The organism is Streptomyces doebereineriae, from assembly GCF_031845645.1.
In the GTDB taxonomy this organism is placed as follows: Bacteria; Actinomycetota; Actinomycetes; order Streptomycetales; family Streptomycetaceae; genus Streptomyces; species Streptomyces canus.
In genome coordinates, this window is sequence record NZ_JAVREZ010000015.1 from 39,962 (window position 1) to 55,057 (window position 15,096).

Genomic DNA, 15,096 nt, shown 5'->3' on the forward strand with positions numbered 1-15,096 from the left:
CGGCATCCGCTCTGGCCCTCGGGCCACTGAGCGGGTCAGATCTCCGGCTGGCCTTAACACGTGAGGGCACCCGCCTTGCGGCCGCGTCCGCTATGCGCGATGCGATGTCACGAGCTCAGTCGTCGATGAACATGTCCGCCCGGAGCCAGCCGTACGTGCCCGCGGGCAAGCCGCCCTGCGACTTCTTCAGCAGCTTGGTGTAGTACCAGAGCTTGCCGCCCCTCGACGTGAGGCAGTACTCGCGGACTCGGTCGCCCTTGTAGACCAGGCCCTTGGACGAATAGCTCGTCCCGGGACCCGAGCGGTAGTTGACGCCGTTCGTGGAGACAGTCCCGTTGTCGTCGGGGAAGTTGACGGTGCAGGCGGAGGAGCCCACGGCCGACGCGCTGGGCGCGAGGGCTACGGCGGCACCGGTGAGGAGACTGACAGACAGGGCAAAAGTTGCTATTCGCCGACGAAGTGGCATGCGTTGTTTTCCTTCGGAGATTGGTTGGGTGAAAGAAGCCCCCGGCGCGGGGTCGGCCGCGGCCTGGTCAGCACGCCGGAGAATCTCGGTGGTGATCCGGATCAGCGAGATGGGCACCGCCCATTCGTGCGCGACGCGCAAGCCAGGCCGACACCACGTTCTGCCTCGACTGGAGCGAGGCTGGGGCAGAGCTACTCGCTTCTGCTCTGTGAGTTCTCTTTGCTGGTGACAGGGGTCTGGGAGGTGCTCGCCGGTCTGCGGAGGGGCGCGCGCTGGGGGCTGGCGCATCAGGCGAGCGAGGCCAGCGCCGTGCTGAGGAGCCAGATCACTCCGGCCAAGGGGATGAGGACGACGTAGGCCAGAGGCCGCTGGAGGACTGGCTTGCCGGGGTCTGGCCGGGGTCGGCCGGGCAGCGGGACGGGCGGTGGCAGACGACGCAGTCGGCGATAGGCGGCCGCGTTGGCGACCAGCGCGGCGGGGGCCGCGGCGGCCAGCGACAGGGGGTTCCACCAGCCCAGGCACAGCGTTCGGACCGTGAGTTTGCGGATGAGGGCGGTGCCGCAGGGTCCGCAGAAGGGGCCGTCGATAGCCTGCCAGCGCATCCACACCAGCAGGCCCTGGTGGGAGCGCACGGTGACCGCGGCGACCTCGGCTGCGGCACACATGCGGCACCGGGTGGTGAGATCGAGTGCGGGGTTGTCGACGCTGTGCCAGGCGACGGCGGGCGTGGCGTCGGTGCACTGCGGAGTGTTGTTCGCGTACCAGTCCGGGAGCGTGTACTGGGCGACGAAGCCGACGTCGAGGTTGGTGCGCGGCTGGTGAGGGAGGCTCACTAAGGGATCTCCGAGTCGCTTCGAGGAGGTGGGGGTCAGGCCGCGGGCCGGCGGGCCTGGCGCACGGCCTGGGCGAAGTCGCGGCATGCGGCTGCGGCGGCCGTTGCCGGGGCGTCGGGTTCGGTCTGCATGCGGCGGATGACGGCGGAGCCGATCACCACGGCGTCCGAGAAGCACGACACTTGGGCGGCCTGCTGGGGTGAGCTGATGCCGACTCCGGTGGCGACCGGTAGGCCGGTGGCCTCGCGCAGACGGCGTACCAGGCGCGGCAGATGCGGGCTGAGGGGGAGCCGGGTGCCGGTCAGACCCGGGGTCGCGGGGGCGTAGAGCATGCCGGTGGTCGTCTCGCCGAGCTCGGCGAGACGGGCGGAGGATGCGTGCCGCGGGGCCAGGGCCACCGTGTACAGCCCGGCCTCGGCGGCGGTCTCGCGCCACAGGGGCGCTGCGTGCGGGGGGAGGTCGGGTACGAGCACCCCTGCCCCGCCGGCGGCGGCCAGCTCGCGTGTGAAAGCCGTGGCGCCGTAGGAGCGGATCGGCTCCCAATACGACATGGCCACCAGGGCAGTTCTGGTGCGGGCGGTCAACTCGACGGCGGCTGCGAACAGGTCGCGCATCTGGAAGCCGTCCGAGCCGGCGAGGGCCTGCGTGGCGGCCTGCCGGATCACCGGGCCGTCCATCGGGCAGCTGTGGTGCGGGACGCCGAGCTCCAGCACGTCGGCGTGCTCGGCGGCGCGCAGCAGTGCCTCGCGGCTGGCCGCGCGGTTCGGGTAGTTGACGGGCAGGTAGATGGCGAGCGGGGCACGCTGCTCTTCGCGGCTGGTCGCGAGGGCGTAGTCCAGACGGGCAGCGGACCAGGAGGGAGGAGAAGTGCGCATAACGGCCTCTCGGGTCGGCCAGACCTGGTTGGGCAGCTGTGGCGATCCGGGCATGACGAGGAAGTGGCTCTCCGGGCCGGCAAGGGTCCGGCCGTGCGGCCGGGCCCTTGCCGATGGGCCTGCGCCGCCCGGGGGAAGACGGGCCGACCCGCGGCTGTTGGGTTCACGGAAGGTGCGGTGATCCCAAGAGCCGAGCCGGATGGCCGGTTGGACCGCCGGGCGGGGCAGCCGCAGTCATGGCTGCTCAGGTATTCGGCGAGGCGGGGAAGCCCCACGACTTGTAGCCGCCGCAGCACTGGTGCCAGTCCAGGAGGAGCGTGCCGTCGGCGTACGCCTTGGTGGAGTTGACCTTGGCCTTGATCGTGCCGGTCGTGTACGAGCCGGAGTTGGCGCTGGTCTCCAGCTTCCCCTCGAGGTTGAAGTCCTTCTTCGCCACGGTCGGGTCGGTGCCGCGCACCGACTTCTTCACCACCAGGCGGTACTTGGCGCCGTCGAAGATGTTGGGGTGGGTGTTGTTGAACGTCGGCCCATCCCACTTGATGGTGGCCTTGCCGTAGACGTAGGCGCCGCTGCGTGCGGAGCAGTTCTTGACGGTGACCTTCCAGTTGTCAGGCCACGGTCCCGCGTAGTTGGCCGTGTCGATGGTGTGGGAGCCCTTGGAGCAGTGCCAGCTCAGGGCGGATGCCGGGGCGGCGGACAGCATCGTCGCGGTGCCGGCTACGGCTGCGACGGCGAGGAGTCCTGATCCTGCGCGGCGGGTCACGCGGTGGTGCGTCAAGGGATGGCGCACAGCAACCTCCTGTTGAGGGTGCTGGGGCTCCAGCCCAGGAGGTTGCGCCCAGTCCTGCTGTGAGCAGGACCGGTGCGGCTATCCTGGTGCGAGGCGTGCGACAACACGCCTGCTGTGGCACCCCAGCGGGTTCATGGATTCGAGCTCTGGGTGCGGGCGGCTCTCGCGAGCCGCCACTGGTGGCCGTGTTCTGCGACAACAGGACACGGCCACATTCAGTTGTTGACGGAGCTGACTCGACACGGGTCGAGGGCCGGGGCGTGCCTCTCCCGCGACAACAGGAGAGGCATGTCCCTGCCAGCCATCCAGATGTGCGGCGCTCGGGCCTCGCGGCCCGCGGGGTGTCCGGGCTCACACGCCCTGGATTGCGTGAGTCTCGGAGACGTTCGCCGCCCGCCCAACCCGCAAAAACAAGGTCGGACACCTGGTTTGGTTACAGGGACTCAACCATGTGCGGTGCGAAAGAATCAACGTCGGCGTAGTGGGCGCAGTGATAATGCGACTAACCTCATCGCTTACTGTCCGCACACAGAAGACCAGCACTCGCGGTGAGTGGTCTGCGTCGGTCCGGGCCCCTTGGTGTCCGGCGCCGGGCAGTGACCGGTTTGGATTTCAGGAGGCACGGTGGCACGGCAGCCAGTTCAGGCGCGAGCTCGGGCGAAGTACGACGCGATCTTCAAAGCTGCCGCGGAGCTGTTCGACGAGCAGGGCTTCGCCAAGACGACGGTGGACCAGATCCTGGAGAGGGCGGGCAGCCTCTCCCGGGGCTCCCTGTACAACCTGTGGCGGGACAAGGACGAGCTCGCCTACAGCGTGGTCCAAGAGTCGCTGATCATGGATTCGATCACGCTGGGCACGCCTCGTCTGCAGAGCGTTGTCGACGCGTCGATCCTTCTGGCGGTGTTGACGCCGCATGTGACGGTGATCAGGGCCGCGAACCGCCTGGCGACGGAGCAGGGCAAGCCCTTCTTCGGATACCTGTGGCGGACCTACACCCCTGTGATCGCTGAACTGATGAAGGACGCCCGGGACTTGGGCGAACTCCAGCCGGGGCTGGAGCCCGCCGACTGGGCGGCGCTGTGGGTCGACGCGTGGGTCGGCCTGGACCTGCGTTTCCGGGAGAATTACGGCGAGCTCGCGGTCGCGGTTGACCGGCTGAACCAGCAGATGGTTCACGCCGTGGCCACCGCGGAGACGGCGGCGAAGTTGCAGGTCTCCGTCGGGCGCGGCCATGAGCTGGTCCATACCTCTCAGCATGCTGACGCCTACTACACCTCCGTGCAGGGGCAGTTGAAGGAGAAGCGCGGTTCCGCAGACACGCCCGCTGCCACGGACTGAACGGCAGGGCGCGAAGGGGGCGCGGTCGACGATGACGCTCCTTGCTTCGCGCCCTGCGGTGCGTCAGGCCAGGCGGATGGGGATCTCCGTGAACCCGTTGGCGATGAAGGAGTGCGGCTGGGGCAGCCGTGCGGCGTCGACTGCCAGGCGGGCGTCGGGGAAGGCTTCCAGCCAGCGGGAGACGGCGATGACCACTTCGCGTCGGGCCAGCGGAGCGCCGGGGCACACGTGCGGTCCGTGCCCGAACGCGAGGTGCTTGCGGCGGGTCGGGCGGCGGACGTTGTAGACGCCGGGCGCGGTGTGGACATCCGGGTCTGTCCCGGCGGCCGCGGCGTGAATCAAGATCGGTTCCCCCTTCCGGAACACCTGGCCGCTTTCGGCATCTTCGAAATCGCGGACGGCGAAGCGCAGCGGAACGCTGGCGGCCGGCGGCTGTAGCCGCAGGCTCTCCTCCAGAGCGTCGTCCAAGGAGACCTCCCCGCCGAGGACGAGGGCGCGCTGCGCGGGATGCGTCAGCAGGTGCACGATCAGGGTGCCGATGGCGTGCACCGTGGTCTCGGTGGCGGCGATGACGACCAGCATCAGCTGGGCCAGGAGGTCCTCGTCGGACAGCGGGCTGTCGGTCTGCTCGGCGGCGCGGATCAGGTCACTCACCAGGTCGTCCCCGAGGTGGTCACGCCTGGCGGCCACCATCTCTCCCAGTAGTTCCAGCACGGTGTCCATGGAGCGCTGCATGTCCGCCGGGCCTGCGGAGGTGTCGAACAGTCCCGTTGCCGCCTGGCCGAACTGTCCCATGAGGGCGGACGGTACGCCCATCAGGCGGGTGATGACCTGCTGCGGGATCCGCAGGGCGAACGCGGGCACCAGGTCCACGACGCCGGAGGCGTCCGCAAGAGCTTCCAGGTCCTCGAGGGCCTCCTCGACGATGGCCTCGATCACCGGCGTCATCTCCCGTACCCGGCGAGGCGTGAGGCCGGCCTGGATCGGGGCGCGCAGCCGCGCGTGTTCCTCGCCCTCGGCGTTGAGTGCGTTGCGGGGGCCGGCCCACTGGCGGAGCACGCCGTCAACGGCAAGGCTGCCGTCCCGGAAGCCGGGCCAGTGGTCGGCGTTACGGCTGACGTCGCGGCCCGCGGTCAGGCGCTGTGCCAGGTCGTAGGCGACGATGACCCGGGCCTGAACGCCGCCGGGCAGCTCGACCAGTGGGGCGGGTCCGTAGTGCTGCAGGGTGCGGCCCTCGACACCATTGCTGGACCCGGGGACTGATCCCTTCAGCTGGAAAGGGCATCCGCCTGCAACGGCGGAGGGCGGCATCGGTGGCCGCGCTTCGGGGCGGTGGATCCTGAGTGCCGCCGGGGTGCCGGACGTGGTGTCGGCGCCCTCCGGATTCTGGATGAGGGTCACGGGTTGAGCTCCTGACTTTGCTACGCAGAGTGACGATCACGCGATGCCTTCCGTCCGGCACCAGCAGGGCGGAAAGAACATATGCGCTAAGTGGGGTGATCTTTGCAATTGCATGCATAGGTGACACCTGTCCGGAGCGATGTCCATGAACCGTTCCGAACTAGGTGAGTCACATGATTTGATTTGCGTTCCATCGTCAGGGCCGGTGAGCCGGTTAGCAACGGCCCGCATGCCGGGCGCAGTCTGACTGCGAACGCATATCAACAACGCTCGACAGCACGGGAGAAGCGAGTGAGGAGCCGAAAGCCCGAGCACGACTACGAGCACGTGTGGCAGTGGCTGCTGCGGTACTACCGCGGCAGGTTGACGCGACCGGATGCCGGGCTGCCCCCGCTGGTGAGCCGACGGGGCGGGCCGCGCTCCCCGGGCTTACGACAGGTCGACGTGGATGTCCTCCTCGGAGGCGGAGCCGGCGTCTACGCGAAGGTCGAGAACAACGACTTCCGGCCCCAGCCCGAGCTGTTCCTGCGCATCACCGAGCTGCTCAGATTCAGCCCGTACCACCTGCGGATCGCCTACCTGGACCTGTACGGGGCCGAACCGGTGCTGCCGGTGGAACAGCCCTCCCCGCACTGGCGCAAAGTCCTCAGCGGACAGAGCGAGATGGCGTGCGCACTCATGCCCGACGGCCACCTGGTCGCGGCGAACGGCGCCTTCGCGGAGCTGTTCGCAACGGGCAGGCCGCCGACGAACTTCTGGCGGTGGGCCCTGTGGTCCGAGGAGGCCCAAGCAGTCCTCGTCGACCGGGAGAAGTGGGTCGCGCGCCTGGTGACCGAGCTGCGGCTGGCCCAGCACCGCTACCCCGACGACCGTGCGGTGCAGACGATCTGCGCGGACCTGGAGCGCGATCCCCGGCTGCAGCAGCTCACCGAGTCGCTCGTCGGCCTGGACAACGAAGAACTGCCGCTGCGCCACCGGACGCGAGGGCCGGGCACGGCGCGGTTCATGGCGTCACACACACCGGCCGGACTCAGCGTCTGGACGGTCCTTTTCGAGGCCGCCGCCTAGGAAGCCCGGCCACCGCAGTCGATGGGAGGAGACCGACCGATGTACGTGTTAGTGCCGGACGACATGGAGTTCCTGGTCCGGTTCAACGAGATCGAAAGCCCTCTGCTGACCAGCCTGCGCGACTACACGCTCATGGAGCTGTATGTGGAAGAGGCCGAACTCATCCGCGACGCGCACAAGGCCTGGAGCGACATCCACCGGCAACTTCCCGCCGTGCTCCAGTGGAAGGATCTCCCGGAAGACGGGGCAGCACCGGACCAGGGCGGATACCTGCTGCACAGCCCCCGTGGCCGGCAGCTGACCAGCCTGTACGCCGTGGAAGTAAGTCCCCGCCACCTGGAGACCCTGCGGGCCTGCCACACCATGCTGGCCGAGGCGGAGCAGACGGGCTACGGCCCGCTGGCGAACGCCCTCTTCGCCATCCAGCGCGCCGCGGACAACCAGCGCAAACGTCTCCTCGACGGCTACCGCCGGGTGGTGGAGGTCCTCGAACTCAAGGCCCCCTACAACCTGGTCGAGTCCCTGCGGCGGGCGACCCCGACCGGGCCCGAGGCGCCGGCGGTCGGCATCACCCTCAACGGCGAGGAGTACGCCTCCTACCAGAAGCTGGGCAAGGACATGGTGGCCGTGCTGAGCGTGGGCGACAGTTTCGCCTACCTCCAGCACGCCCGGATGTACGCCTGACCTGGCTACGGCGATGTCATTTGGGACCACCGAGGCGTCTCGAAGCGGCCCCGATCCGTGAAGATCGCCTCCTGTGAAGGTGGCCTGGAATGGCTCCACTTGGTTCTTCTGGCTCGTCACTCAGGGGGCCAGTTCAGATCGTCGCGGTACAGGCTTCACCAATTGGGCCCGCGGAGGCGCCTTGGTGGAGCCGGAAGAGCACGCCGCAGCCAATACAGCGCGACGGACAAGGTTCTGGTGAAGGTGGCGTGGTGTGTACGCCCAGCGCTGTCCCGCTCCAGACCACGCCGACGCAACGCTGGTCAGCGGCCCTAGCGGCGCGGCAGCAGACGGCGCCAGGTGAAGCGCGGCCACCGCTTGAGGCCTGACCCTCGCTCAGCCCCCGAAGAGCGCTGCCACCGACGCGATGATGGCCAGCGCGGGTTGCGCGATGTCCGCGCTGCCGGCCATCAGCTCACGGAGGCGGTCCATGCGGGTGCGGACGGCGGGCACGTCCGGTTCGGGTTCGCTGGTCAGGCGAGCCAGGTCGTGTACCGTGCCGGCCGCCTCGTCGCGCTGGTCGTCGGACAAGGTTCTGCTGGACAGAACCAGTTCGAGGAGCCGGGTCAGATCATCACTGCCCGCGCTCGGCCCGTACGTGTTCTGGAAGTCGCGAACCACCGTGTCCTTCGGGCGGTTGATGAACGTGGTCTTCTCGCCCTGGAAGTAGAAGTTCTCCGACACCGCTGCTCCTGATGTGACGACGACTCGGCAGTTGATGAACGTATGGGTGTGATCCGTGCTGGACGACTGCACGGTGCTCAACCGGCCCTTGATAGCATCCGCCGCCGCGCGTACGCGTGCGAACGCCTCGGCGTCGGCGGCCCGTCCCGTGGTGGCGAGGATACTCAGTACGGCCTGGGGCGATGGCTTGGGCCTGGCCGGCAGCGGCTGCTTGCGCCACCACTCGGGATCCTGTCGCCGGATTTCGGCGAACCATTCCTTATACCGCTCGTGAGCCATGGCCTCCTCTTCCCACATCTCCGCCTGGAGGCTGGTGACAGATGTGTCGCGCATGGCGCCGAGAGCTGTCGCGATACCGCCGAACAGAGAGCGGAAGGAGCCGACCGAGACGTCCTCGATGCGGAACACGACCTTCTCCGCCTCGGCCGGTGACCCTCCGGTCGGCTGGAAGAACACCAGACACGGCAGGAGCGCGCGGTCGAGCCCCATGAAGTCGGCGATCTCGTACGCGCCTTGGCGGTCGTAGGGCCGCCAGTTCAACCACCTCATCATGGACAACGTCCGGTACAGCTCCGGTTCCAGGTGCCCCCGCCAGTACCTCTTGGCCGTACGCCAGTCAGTGGGCCGCTCGACGACGAACACCCGGGTCGCCGGGCCGGAGAGGGCGTTCAGATCGTCGAAATGCGTACGGACGTAGGCCGCGAGTTCCGTGTCGGCATCGGTGTACAGCAACACGCCCCACAGACGCGGGCCACCGTCCGGGGGGAGCACCCCCTCGGCGAGCTCAAGCCTGCGGATCAGCGCAGCCGAGTCTTCGATGGGGGCGAGCGCGTACATCCCCGGAGGATGCTTGACGTACAGCACCAGCGGGTCGTCCTCGGCCAGGTCGAGGTCGGCGATTCGCTGGTCGGCCGGTAGTTTCTCCCTGGTCACGGCATCGGCGAGCCACATCTCCAGCGGCGGCCAGCGTGTGACCGTCGCTGCACGCGCTTGGGCGAAGGCCGCATCCATGAGCGCGCCGACCGTCGCGCTCTCCGGCACGGAAACGTCGATCATCATCCCGTCAACGTGCCGGCCAAGGGCCCGCCAGCGTTCTGTACCCGGCTCGGCGAACGGCCCGTCATTTGCGAACAGTCTTTTGGCCGCCTTGTCGCCCGGTAGCGGTCGATGACTGGCAAGGTCTCCCTCGGCAACATAGATCTTCAAGCGCAACGGCCGCCCCCTCAACACCAGTTCCTCCTACCGAGTATGGCCAACGCGGGCCCCGCGGCAGCGACTGTCAACCGATCGGGGGAGGAGGAGTTCGTCAAGCTTCCGGCGCGCAGTGCGCACCGCCGCCCGCTGCCGGGGAGCTCCCGGAGCTTGGCTGCGGCGTGCTCTTCCGGCTCTACCAAGGCGCCTCCAGGGCCCAGTTTGTGAAGCCTGTACCGCGACGATCTCAACTGGCCCCCTGAGTGACGAGCCAGAAGGGCCAAGTGGAGCCATTCCAGGCCACCTTCACGGGAGACGATCTTCACAGATCGGGGCCGCTTCGAGACGCCTCGGTGGTCCCAAATGGCGTCGCCGTAGCCACGCCTGACCTGCGCGCCCGCGCCGCAGGCCGGCGTGGACGGGGTCACGCGACGAGGGGCACCGGCGGGTCGAGGCGCAGCATGGGGTGGTCGTCCAGGAGCTCGCCGGGCACGGCGAAGGCCTCGCTGAGGATCAGGGTGTGCGGGGCCAGGGTCGCGATGGCGGCTTCCACCGCATCGGGCAGCGCACGGACTTGCTCGGCGGTCAGCCGTTCGTGCGCGAGCAGCTCGCCGCTGTGCGCGGTCACGTAGCGCAGGGCGAACAGCCTATGCAGGTCGTGCAGAAGGCGGCCGGCCAGCGGGTTGTCGGCCTGTGGGGCTTCGGTGAGGAGTTCCTGCGCAGCCAGCCAGTGGACGTGTGCGTCGACCAGGGACAGGGCCGGGCCTGAGGCGCCGTTCCAGCGGTCCATGGGTGAGCCGACGCGACGGGCGCGCAGCCGGGCGCGGGCCTGCCCGTGCCGTATGCGCTCCAGGTCCGCCAGCAGGTCGTTCAGGTGCACGGGGTCGTGCAGCGTCCGGGTGACAGGGGCTTTCTCACCAGGGGGTTGCGGGGTGAAGCCGCCCAGCAGCATCTCCCCCGCGGCCTTGATCCAGATGACGAGGTTGTCGCCCTCGGCGGTGATGGTGCCCTCGTTGGCGGCCAGTTGGCCGGCGATCCCGTTCGCCAGGACCAGCCCGTGTCCCCCGCACCGCTCCCGGCATTGCGTCATGACCTGCCGGGCCTGCCAGGTGACCCATCCCTTGGTGATGGCCACCAGACGCTCGGCGTCGGCGCGCTCGCTCTCCACGGCCTCGGTCCACCGTCGCACGGCGACCCGGTGCAGCAGTGTGGCCGCATAGGTGGTGGCCATGGCCTCGATCAGCGGCCCGTGGTGGCTCCGGTGGGCCATCAAGGGCACTCTCTGTTTCTTGGTCATCCCGGAGGTGATCCGCTGGTGGCCATGGCGCACGGCGACGGCCAGGGCGTGCCGCGTCACCCCCAGGCTGGAGGCGCTCATGCACAGCTTGCCCATGGTGACGCGGCCGATGGAGCGCAGGAACCGCCTTCGGGGGCTGCCGAGGGTGCTGGTGAACGTCCCGTCGGGGCTGAGCCGGCCGTGGTCGGCCTGGAGTAACGCGGTGAGCGGCAGGCGCACGCCGTGGAAGGAGGTGGCGCAGTGGTCGACGGGGCTGCTGGCCGTCTGGGGCAGCAACTCCACCTCCACGCCCGGCAGGTGACGGCCCTTCGCGTCGGTCAGCGGGGTCAGGAAGAGGAAGACTCCCTCGTTCTTCCCGTCGATCATCAGGCGTGCGGCCACCAGAGCGTCCTTCGGGCCGCCGGCCGAGGACGTGTTGGGCATCCACTTGCGTGCCCCCCGCGTCGGGGTGGTCAGCACGAATCCGCCCGTGGCCCGATCGAAGGTCGCGGTGGTCTCCAACTGGGGGGCGTCGTTGCCGTGCGCCTGCTCGGTGCACAGGAAGGTGCCGATCCGCTCCATCCGGAAGTACGGGCCGAGGTCGCGGTCAGCGTGGTCGTGGTCCAGCAGGCTTCCGAGGAAGAGGTTGAAGTGGATGCTGGCGATGGTGCCCGTACCGGCGTCGGCGGCTCCCACCCACTCGTGCAGGGCCGTCAGCGCGCTCGCGTCGGTGACCAGAGCACGTGGATCGGCGATCGCCTCGTTCACGATGCGGAGCCGCTGATAGGACAGTTCGGTGCGTTCCTGGTGCGTCAGCCCCTCCTGGAAGGAGAAGAGGGTGGAGCTGAACAGGTCTTTCCAGGGCCCGTGGTTCTGCTCCGCGCGGGAGCCGAAAAGGGCGAGTCTGAGTGAGGCCAGGGAGTCGGGGGCTTCAGACAGAGGGGAGGGGGTCACAGGGGGCAACGTAGCCCGAGAGCCTGCTCACCACAGCATGATCATCAACACGATTGAACGGCCTGTGCGGTGGTAGATACCCGCTCAACCGACCGTTAAATAACCTATGTTGGGGTTCGGTGACAGCACATTACCGGCTCCGCTCGAAAGCCGTGCCTTGCCAGCGGCCCGGCAGGTCCCCGCTTCGTGAGCGGGCTGCAGAAGCGGTGACTACGCGGCCGCCGACGTGTACCGCCAACGGCATGGTCCAGTCCACCTCTGTCGTGCCCGAAACTGCGCGCAGCTGCTCGCTGCGCAGTGCCGCCGCCCACCGCAAGAGCTGGTCGACGTCACGCTGTGGGTCCGAGGAGCGTTGCCCGATGTAGAGCCGGGGGTCGGTCTCGACCGCCCAGCGTGCGGGCACGTGCGGGGAGGCGGGCTGGGGTGCGACTGCGGCATCGAGCGACATGGGACTCCTCGGGAAGACCGACCCCGTCCGGCCGACGTGCGGTCGCCAGCAACCTAGCCACCCGTTGCCGGACCGCCGAAGGCTGTAATCCACCCCCTGGGCTCCTTATGTCCGGGTGTGAGCAGTTGGGGTACAGGAACGGCCTTGGGGAGCAGGAAGCGGCTGGCCTTGTCCGCGGGGCGTCAGTCGGCTGGTCGGCCGGAGTGCGGGAGCTGCGGAGCCGGGCGAGAGCGGCGCTGTACGGGATCTGTTCCCGGGCGGCGAGCTCGCGGGCGCGGCGCTTGAGGTCGTTGCTGACGTGCCGTGACATATAAATCTCCGAGGCAGGCCCCACGCCGCAGGTGTCAGGGCCTTGCTCGCGCTCCGTCAGTTTTCTGGCGTACCGATCGCCCGGCGGCTCATTCGGTTGCGCAGGCGTGCCCACCGAGACGGGCGGGGTTCGGTTACCGCCACGACGACTCGCCCGAAGGCTGATAGTGCCGCGTCGAGCTTGGCGCTGTCCTTGACGTCCCCAACGGCTTCCAGCAGGTCATTCGTCGCCTCGACAACGCGCCCATCCGCGTGCCGCAGGAACGGGGCTGCTACTTCGTAAACGCGGGCCATGGGCTCACGCAGAGCGGCCACGGCGGTCTTGCTGGCGTACGACTCGCGCAGGCTCAGCCGTGCAGCCTCGCCCATGCCGACCGCGAACATGTCCCGGTTGGTACCGCCCAGGGCGCGTACGCGGGCGGCCTCACCACCGCCCGCGCAGGCCACCATGAATACCAGCCGCAACACCTCAATGGGGTGCTCCCACAGGCGGCGGCTCATGGCGGCGGAGGCCTTGACGTGGGTAACAGCGACGATCAGGGCGTCAGCCCGCTCGCGGAAGGCGGCCAGTTCGGCTTGGTGGTCGGCGCGGTCACGCGACCAGTTCGTCAGGTACCAGATCACCAAACCACTGGCGAGGGCGATGACACCGTTGACGATGGTGTCCATCTGGCCTGCGAGGGCTTCGAGGAGCGTGTTCACGGCGGCAGCTTCCCGGGAGGCTGATCAGCCGGGGAGGGCTGTTGCCCGATGCGGACGGAACCCGGACCGTCCTGTTGCGATCAGTGTCAGCCGGCGTGGTCGTGCTGGATCCGGTCCTCGCGGGCGGCGAGCGGATCGTTGGCCGCTGCGAGGACCGCGCCCCGCATGAAGTCGTCGACGTCCTTCCCCGCGGCCTCTGCAGCACGGTGCACCTGATCCTGCTCGGCGACCGTCAGAGACACTGCGATAGCCGAAACGCGGGCAACATACATGCGGGGACCGTACCAGCGCAGACCTTCGCGCTCCTCCACCAGTGGCCTGCGCCCTCTGCTGGAGGCGGCTGACGGCGTGGACTGCGGAGTTGATCGGATACGGTCGCAACGACGCCGGCGTGGCCGCATCCGGCCGGCAGGAAGGGGCGGATCCGATGACCACCGATGCTGGGCTCCCCTCTGTCAGAGAGTCCCTCCAGCTCGCGCTCCTGGCGGAACCCGAAGGCAGCCCGCTCGTGGACGAACTCGCCGAAGCCGCCGCCGACCACTACCAGCTCAACTACAGCAAGCACCCCGTCCCGGTGCTGTTCCAGGAGGTCCGCGCGGCCCGCACCCTGCTGGCCAGGCTGCTCGCTGCCGGCACGGACGGCACCGAGCTGCACCGCCAGGTCGGCCGCCTGTCGGGACTGCTGGGCAACCTGGCCTTCCACCTCGACGATCCGGCTGGCGCACGCACCCACCTGGGCACCGCCGTGTCGTACGCCAACCGGTGCGGTGACACGGCGCTGGCGGCGTGGGCGTACGGGGCACAGAGCATGGTGGCCCGCCACACCGGCAACCTCACCGCCGCGCTCGCGTACGCCGAGCGCGGCGCGGCCGCGGCCCCCGCCGGCCTGGTCCGTGCCCAGCTTCACGCCTGGGTGCTGCTGCCCACCCTCGCCCAGCAGGGCCGCGACCAGGAGGCGAGCGCCGCCCTCGACGTGGCGCTGACAGAACTCGAGGCCGACCCGGCCGGACAGGCCCCGGGGCGTTTCGGCTTCGACGAGCCTGAACTTGCCCTGCACCAAGCCGAGGCGCACCTCACGCTGGGCCGCACCGAACAAGCCCGCGCCCGCGCCGAGGCCTCCGCGGCCGCATGCACCACCGGCACCCCCGGATGGGCCGCCGCCACCCTGGTCCTCGCTCAGTCCGAGGCCTCCGACCAACCTTCTGATGCCGCCCAGCGCGCCCTGGACGTTCTTGAGCGGGTGCCGCCGAGCCGCTTGCGTGCCACCGCCCGCACCCGGCTGGAGCGCCTGGAAGGGCTGCTCGCCGCCCGTCCCGCCGAGCATGTGGCAGATCTGCGCGAACGCCTGCGCACTCTGCCGCCGCCCGTGGACGCATCCGGAGCAGCGTCCGCGTGACGGAGGAGGTCTGCCGGTCACTGCGCGGCGTCAACTCTTCCTGTTGCCGGGGCCCTGTGGCGCTCTCGATGGACGGGAATGCGGTGCTCCTTGCGTAGCCGGGTGAGGGTGTTGGGAGCCACCTTGAGTTTCGCGTAGGTCGCGCGCTGGGAGGCCCCGGCCAGCAGCATCGCCACGGCCTGCGCTTCGAGCTTTTTGCGCTGGGCGGGCGTGCGTCTGGCCCGGCCGGGCGGCAGGGGGATGCGGTGAGCGCGCCGGACGCGGCTGATGGCCCTGTCGCTGGTCTTCAGGCTTTCCTTGACCTGGGCGTAGGTCGCTCCGGCACGCAGAAGGGTGGCGATCTTGAGGTCGCGCTGGTTGCGCTGGTCGCGCGGGCTCGTCACCGCGGCCTCCTGGACGGCCGAGCGCCGTGACGTCCGCGGCCCCGTGGCGTGGGCACCGGGGGCCTGGACTCGGGGGGTTGCGTCTGCGCTGCCTCGTCGAGGTCGCGGGCCATGTTGGTGAAGGTCACGGACCAGGTCCGGGTGAGGGTGCGGGAAATCTGCAACGCCGTGAAGCAGCCCACGAGGGTGGGAACGAGGATCGTGGCCACGGGGGCGATCCAGACGGTACTCATGCGTCTCCGTGAGTGGCTGGGCGGAG

General features: G+C 69.2%; 16 protein-coding genes. 4 read left to right on the forward strand and 12 right to left on the reverse strand.

Going from position 1 to position 15,096, the window contains the following annotated elements; genetic code table 11:
• Positions 1-115: 115 nt before the first annotated feature.
• The 4 genes from RNB18_RS34680 to RNB18_RS34695 all read right to left on the reverse strand — a co-directional run bounded on the left by RNB18_RS34680 (position 116) and on the right by RNB18_RS34695 (position 2,937).
• Positions 116-466, reverse strand: coding sequence for an SH3 domain-containing protein (locus RNB18_RS34680; protein ID WP_311718053.1), 351 nt, complete (start codon positions 464-466; stop codon positions 116-118).
• Positions 467-753: 287 nt separating this feature from the next.
• On the reverse strand, positions 754-1,299 hold the full coding sequence (locus RNB18_RS34685; protein WP_311718054.1) for a hypothetical protein: 546 nt from the start codon (positions 1,297-1,299) through the stop codon (positions 754-756).
• Positions 1,300-1,334: 35 nt separating this feature from the next.
• A complete protein-coding gene (trpA, locus tag RNB18_RS34690; protein WP_311718055.1) occupies positions 1,335-2,174 on the reverse strand; it encodes a tryptophan synthase subunit alpha in 840 nt (279 codons plus the stop codon).
• A 244-nt stretch (positions 2,175-2,418) separates the two neighbouring features.
• Positions 2,419-2,937, reverse strand: coding sequence for a hypothetical protein (locus RNB18_RS34695; protein ID WP_311718056.1), 519 nt, complete (start codon positions 2,935-2,937; stop codon positions 2,419-2,421).
• A gap of 651 nt (positions 2,938-3,588) precedes the next feature.
• Here RNB18_RS34695 and RNB18_RS34700 point away from each other — a divergent pair.
• The gene (locus RNB18_RS34700; RefSeq protein WP_266518906.1) at positions 3,589-4,302 is read left to right on the forward strand and encodes a TetR/AcrR family transcriptional regulator; all 714 of its coding nucleotides are present in this window, start codon (positions 3,589-3,591) and stop codon (positions 4,300-4,302) included.
• A gap of 63 nt (positions 4,303-4,365) precedes the next feature.
• On the opposite strand, the gene RNB18_RS34705 is transcribed toward RNB18_RS34700, so the two are convergent.
• Complete coding sequence (locus tag RNB18_RS34705) at positions 4,366-5,703, reverse strand: cytochrome P450 (RefSeq protein ID WP_311718057.1); 1,338 nt, start codon at positions 5,701-5,703, stop codon at positions 4,366-4,368.
• A 291-nt stretch (positions 5,704-5,994) separates the two neighbouring features.
• Between RNB18_RS34705 and RNB18_RS34710 the strand changes: the two genes are divergently transcribed.
• Together RNB18_RS34710 and RNB18_RS34715 are read left to right on the forward strand one after the other, a co-directional pair.
• On the forward strand, positions 5,995-6,771 hold the full coding sequence (locus RNB18_RS34710; RefSeq protein ID WP_311718058.1) for an MmyB family transcriptional regulator: 777 nt from the start codon (positions 5,995-5,997) through the stop codon (positions 6,769-6,771).
• Positions 6,772-6,810: 39 nt separating this feature from the next.
• Complete coding sequence (locus tag RNB18_RS34715) at positions 6,811-7,455, forward strand: hypothetical protein (protein ID WP_311718059.1); 645 nt, start codon at positions 6,811-6,813, stop codon at positions 7,453-7,455.
• Between the two features lie 375 nt (positions 7,456-7,830).
• Here RNB18_RS34715 and RNB18_RS34720 read toward each other — a convergent pair whose 3' ends face one another.
• From RNB18_RS34720 to RNB18_RS34740, 5 genes are all read right to left on the reverse strand, one after another.
• Positions 7,831-9,405, reverse strand: coding sequence for a hypothetical protein (locus tag RNB18_RS34720; protein ID WP_311718060.1), 1,575 nt, complete (start codon positions 9,403-9,405; stop codon positions 7,831-7,833).
• A 388-nt stretch (positions 9,406-9,793) separates the two neighbouring features.
• Positions 9,794-11,599 carry an acyl-CoA dehydrogenase family protein gene (locus RNB18_RS34725; protein WP_311718061.1) on the reverse strand — a complete coding sequence of 602 codons (1,806 nt, stop codon included), beginning with the start codon at positions 11,597-11,599 and terminating at the stop codon, positions 9,794-9,796.
• A gap of 130 nt (positions 11,600-11,729) precedes the next feature.
• Positions 11,730-12,047, reverse strand: coding sequence for a hypothetical protein (locus RNB18_RS34730; RefSeq protein WP_311718062.1), 318 nt, complete (start codon positions 12,045-12,047; stop codon positions 11,730-11,732).
• Positions 12,048-12,413: 366 nt separating this feature from the next.
• Positions 12,414-13,058 (reverse strand): hypothetical protein, encoded by a 645-nt coding sequence (locus RNB18_RS34735; protein ID WP_311718063.1) that lies wholly within the window; start codon positions 13,056-13,058, stop codon positions 12,414-12,416.
• 86 nt (positions 13,059-13,144) lie between these two features.
• Positions 13,145-13,300 (reverse strand): hypothetical protein, encoded by a 156-nt coding sequence (locus RNB18_RS34740; protein ID WP_311718064.1) that lies wholly within the window; start codon positions 13,298-13,300, stop codon positions 13,145-13,147.
• A gap of 185 nt (positions 13,301-13,485) precedes the next feature.
• Here RNB18_RS34740 and RNB18_RS34745 point away from each other — a divergent pair, with 185 nt between their 5' ends.
• Positions 13,486-14,454, forward strand: coding sequence for a Twin-arginine translocation pathway signal (locus RNB18_RS34745; protein WP_311718065.1), 969 nt, complete (start codon positions 13,486-13,488; stop codon positions 14,452-14,454).
• Between the two features lie 17 nt (positions 14,455-14,471).
• Here the strand turns inward: RNB18_RS34745 and RNB18_RS34750 are convergent, their stop codons facing one another.
• Positions 14,472-14,837, reverse strand: coding sequence for a hypothetical protein (locus RNB18_RS34750; protein ID WP_311718066.1), 366 nt, complete (start codon positions 14,835-14,837; stop codon positions 14,472-14,474).
• Complete coding sequence (locus RNB18_RS34755) at positions 14,834-15,070, reverse strand: hypothetical protein (RefSeq protein WP_311718067.1); 237 nt, start codon at positions 15,068-15,070, stop codon at positions 14,834-14,836. Before RNB18_RS34755 ends, RNB18_RS34750 begins: the two co-directional genes overlap by 4 nt.
• Positions 15,071-15,096 lie beyond the last annotated feature (26 nt).

Coding starts and splice junctions, on each gene's coding strand:
- RNB18_RS34680 (WP_311718053.1), bottom strand. CDS start 466: ATGCCACTTCGTCGGCGAATAGCAACTTTTGCCCTGTCTGTCAGTCTC.
- trpA (WP_311718055.1), bottom strand. CDS start 2,174: ATGCGCACTTCTCCTCCCTCCTGGTCCGCTGCCCGTCTGGACTACGCC.
- RNB18_RS34730 (WP_311718062.1), bottom strand. CDS start 12,047: ATGTCGCTCGATGCCGCAGTCGCACCCCAGCCCGCCTCCCCGCACGTG.
- RNB18_RS34755 (WP_311718067.1), bottom strand. CDS start 15,070: ATGAGTACCGTCTGGATCGCCCCCGTGGCCACGATCCTCGTTCCCACC.
- RNB18_RS34715 (WP_311718059.1), top strand. CDS start 6,811: ATGTACGTGTTAGTGCCGGACGACATGGAGTTCCTGGTCCGGTTCAAC.
- RNB18_RS34745 (WP_311718065.1), top strand. CDS start 13,486: ATGACCACCGATGCTGGGCTCCCCTCTGTCAGAGAGTCCCTCCAGCTC.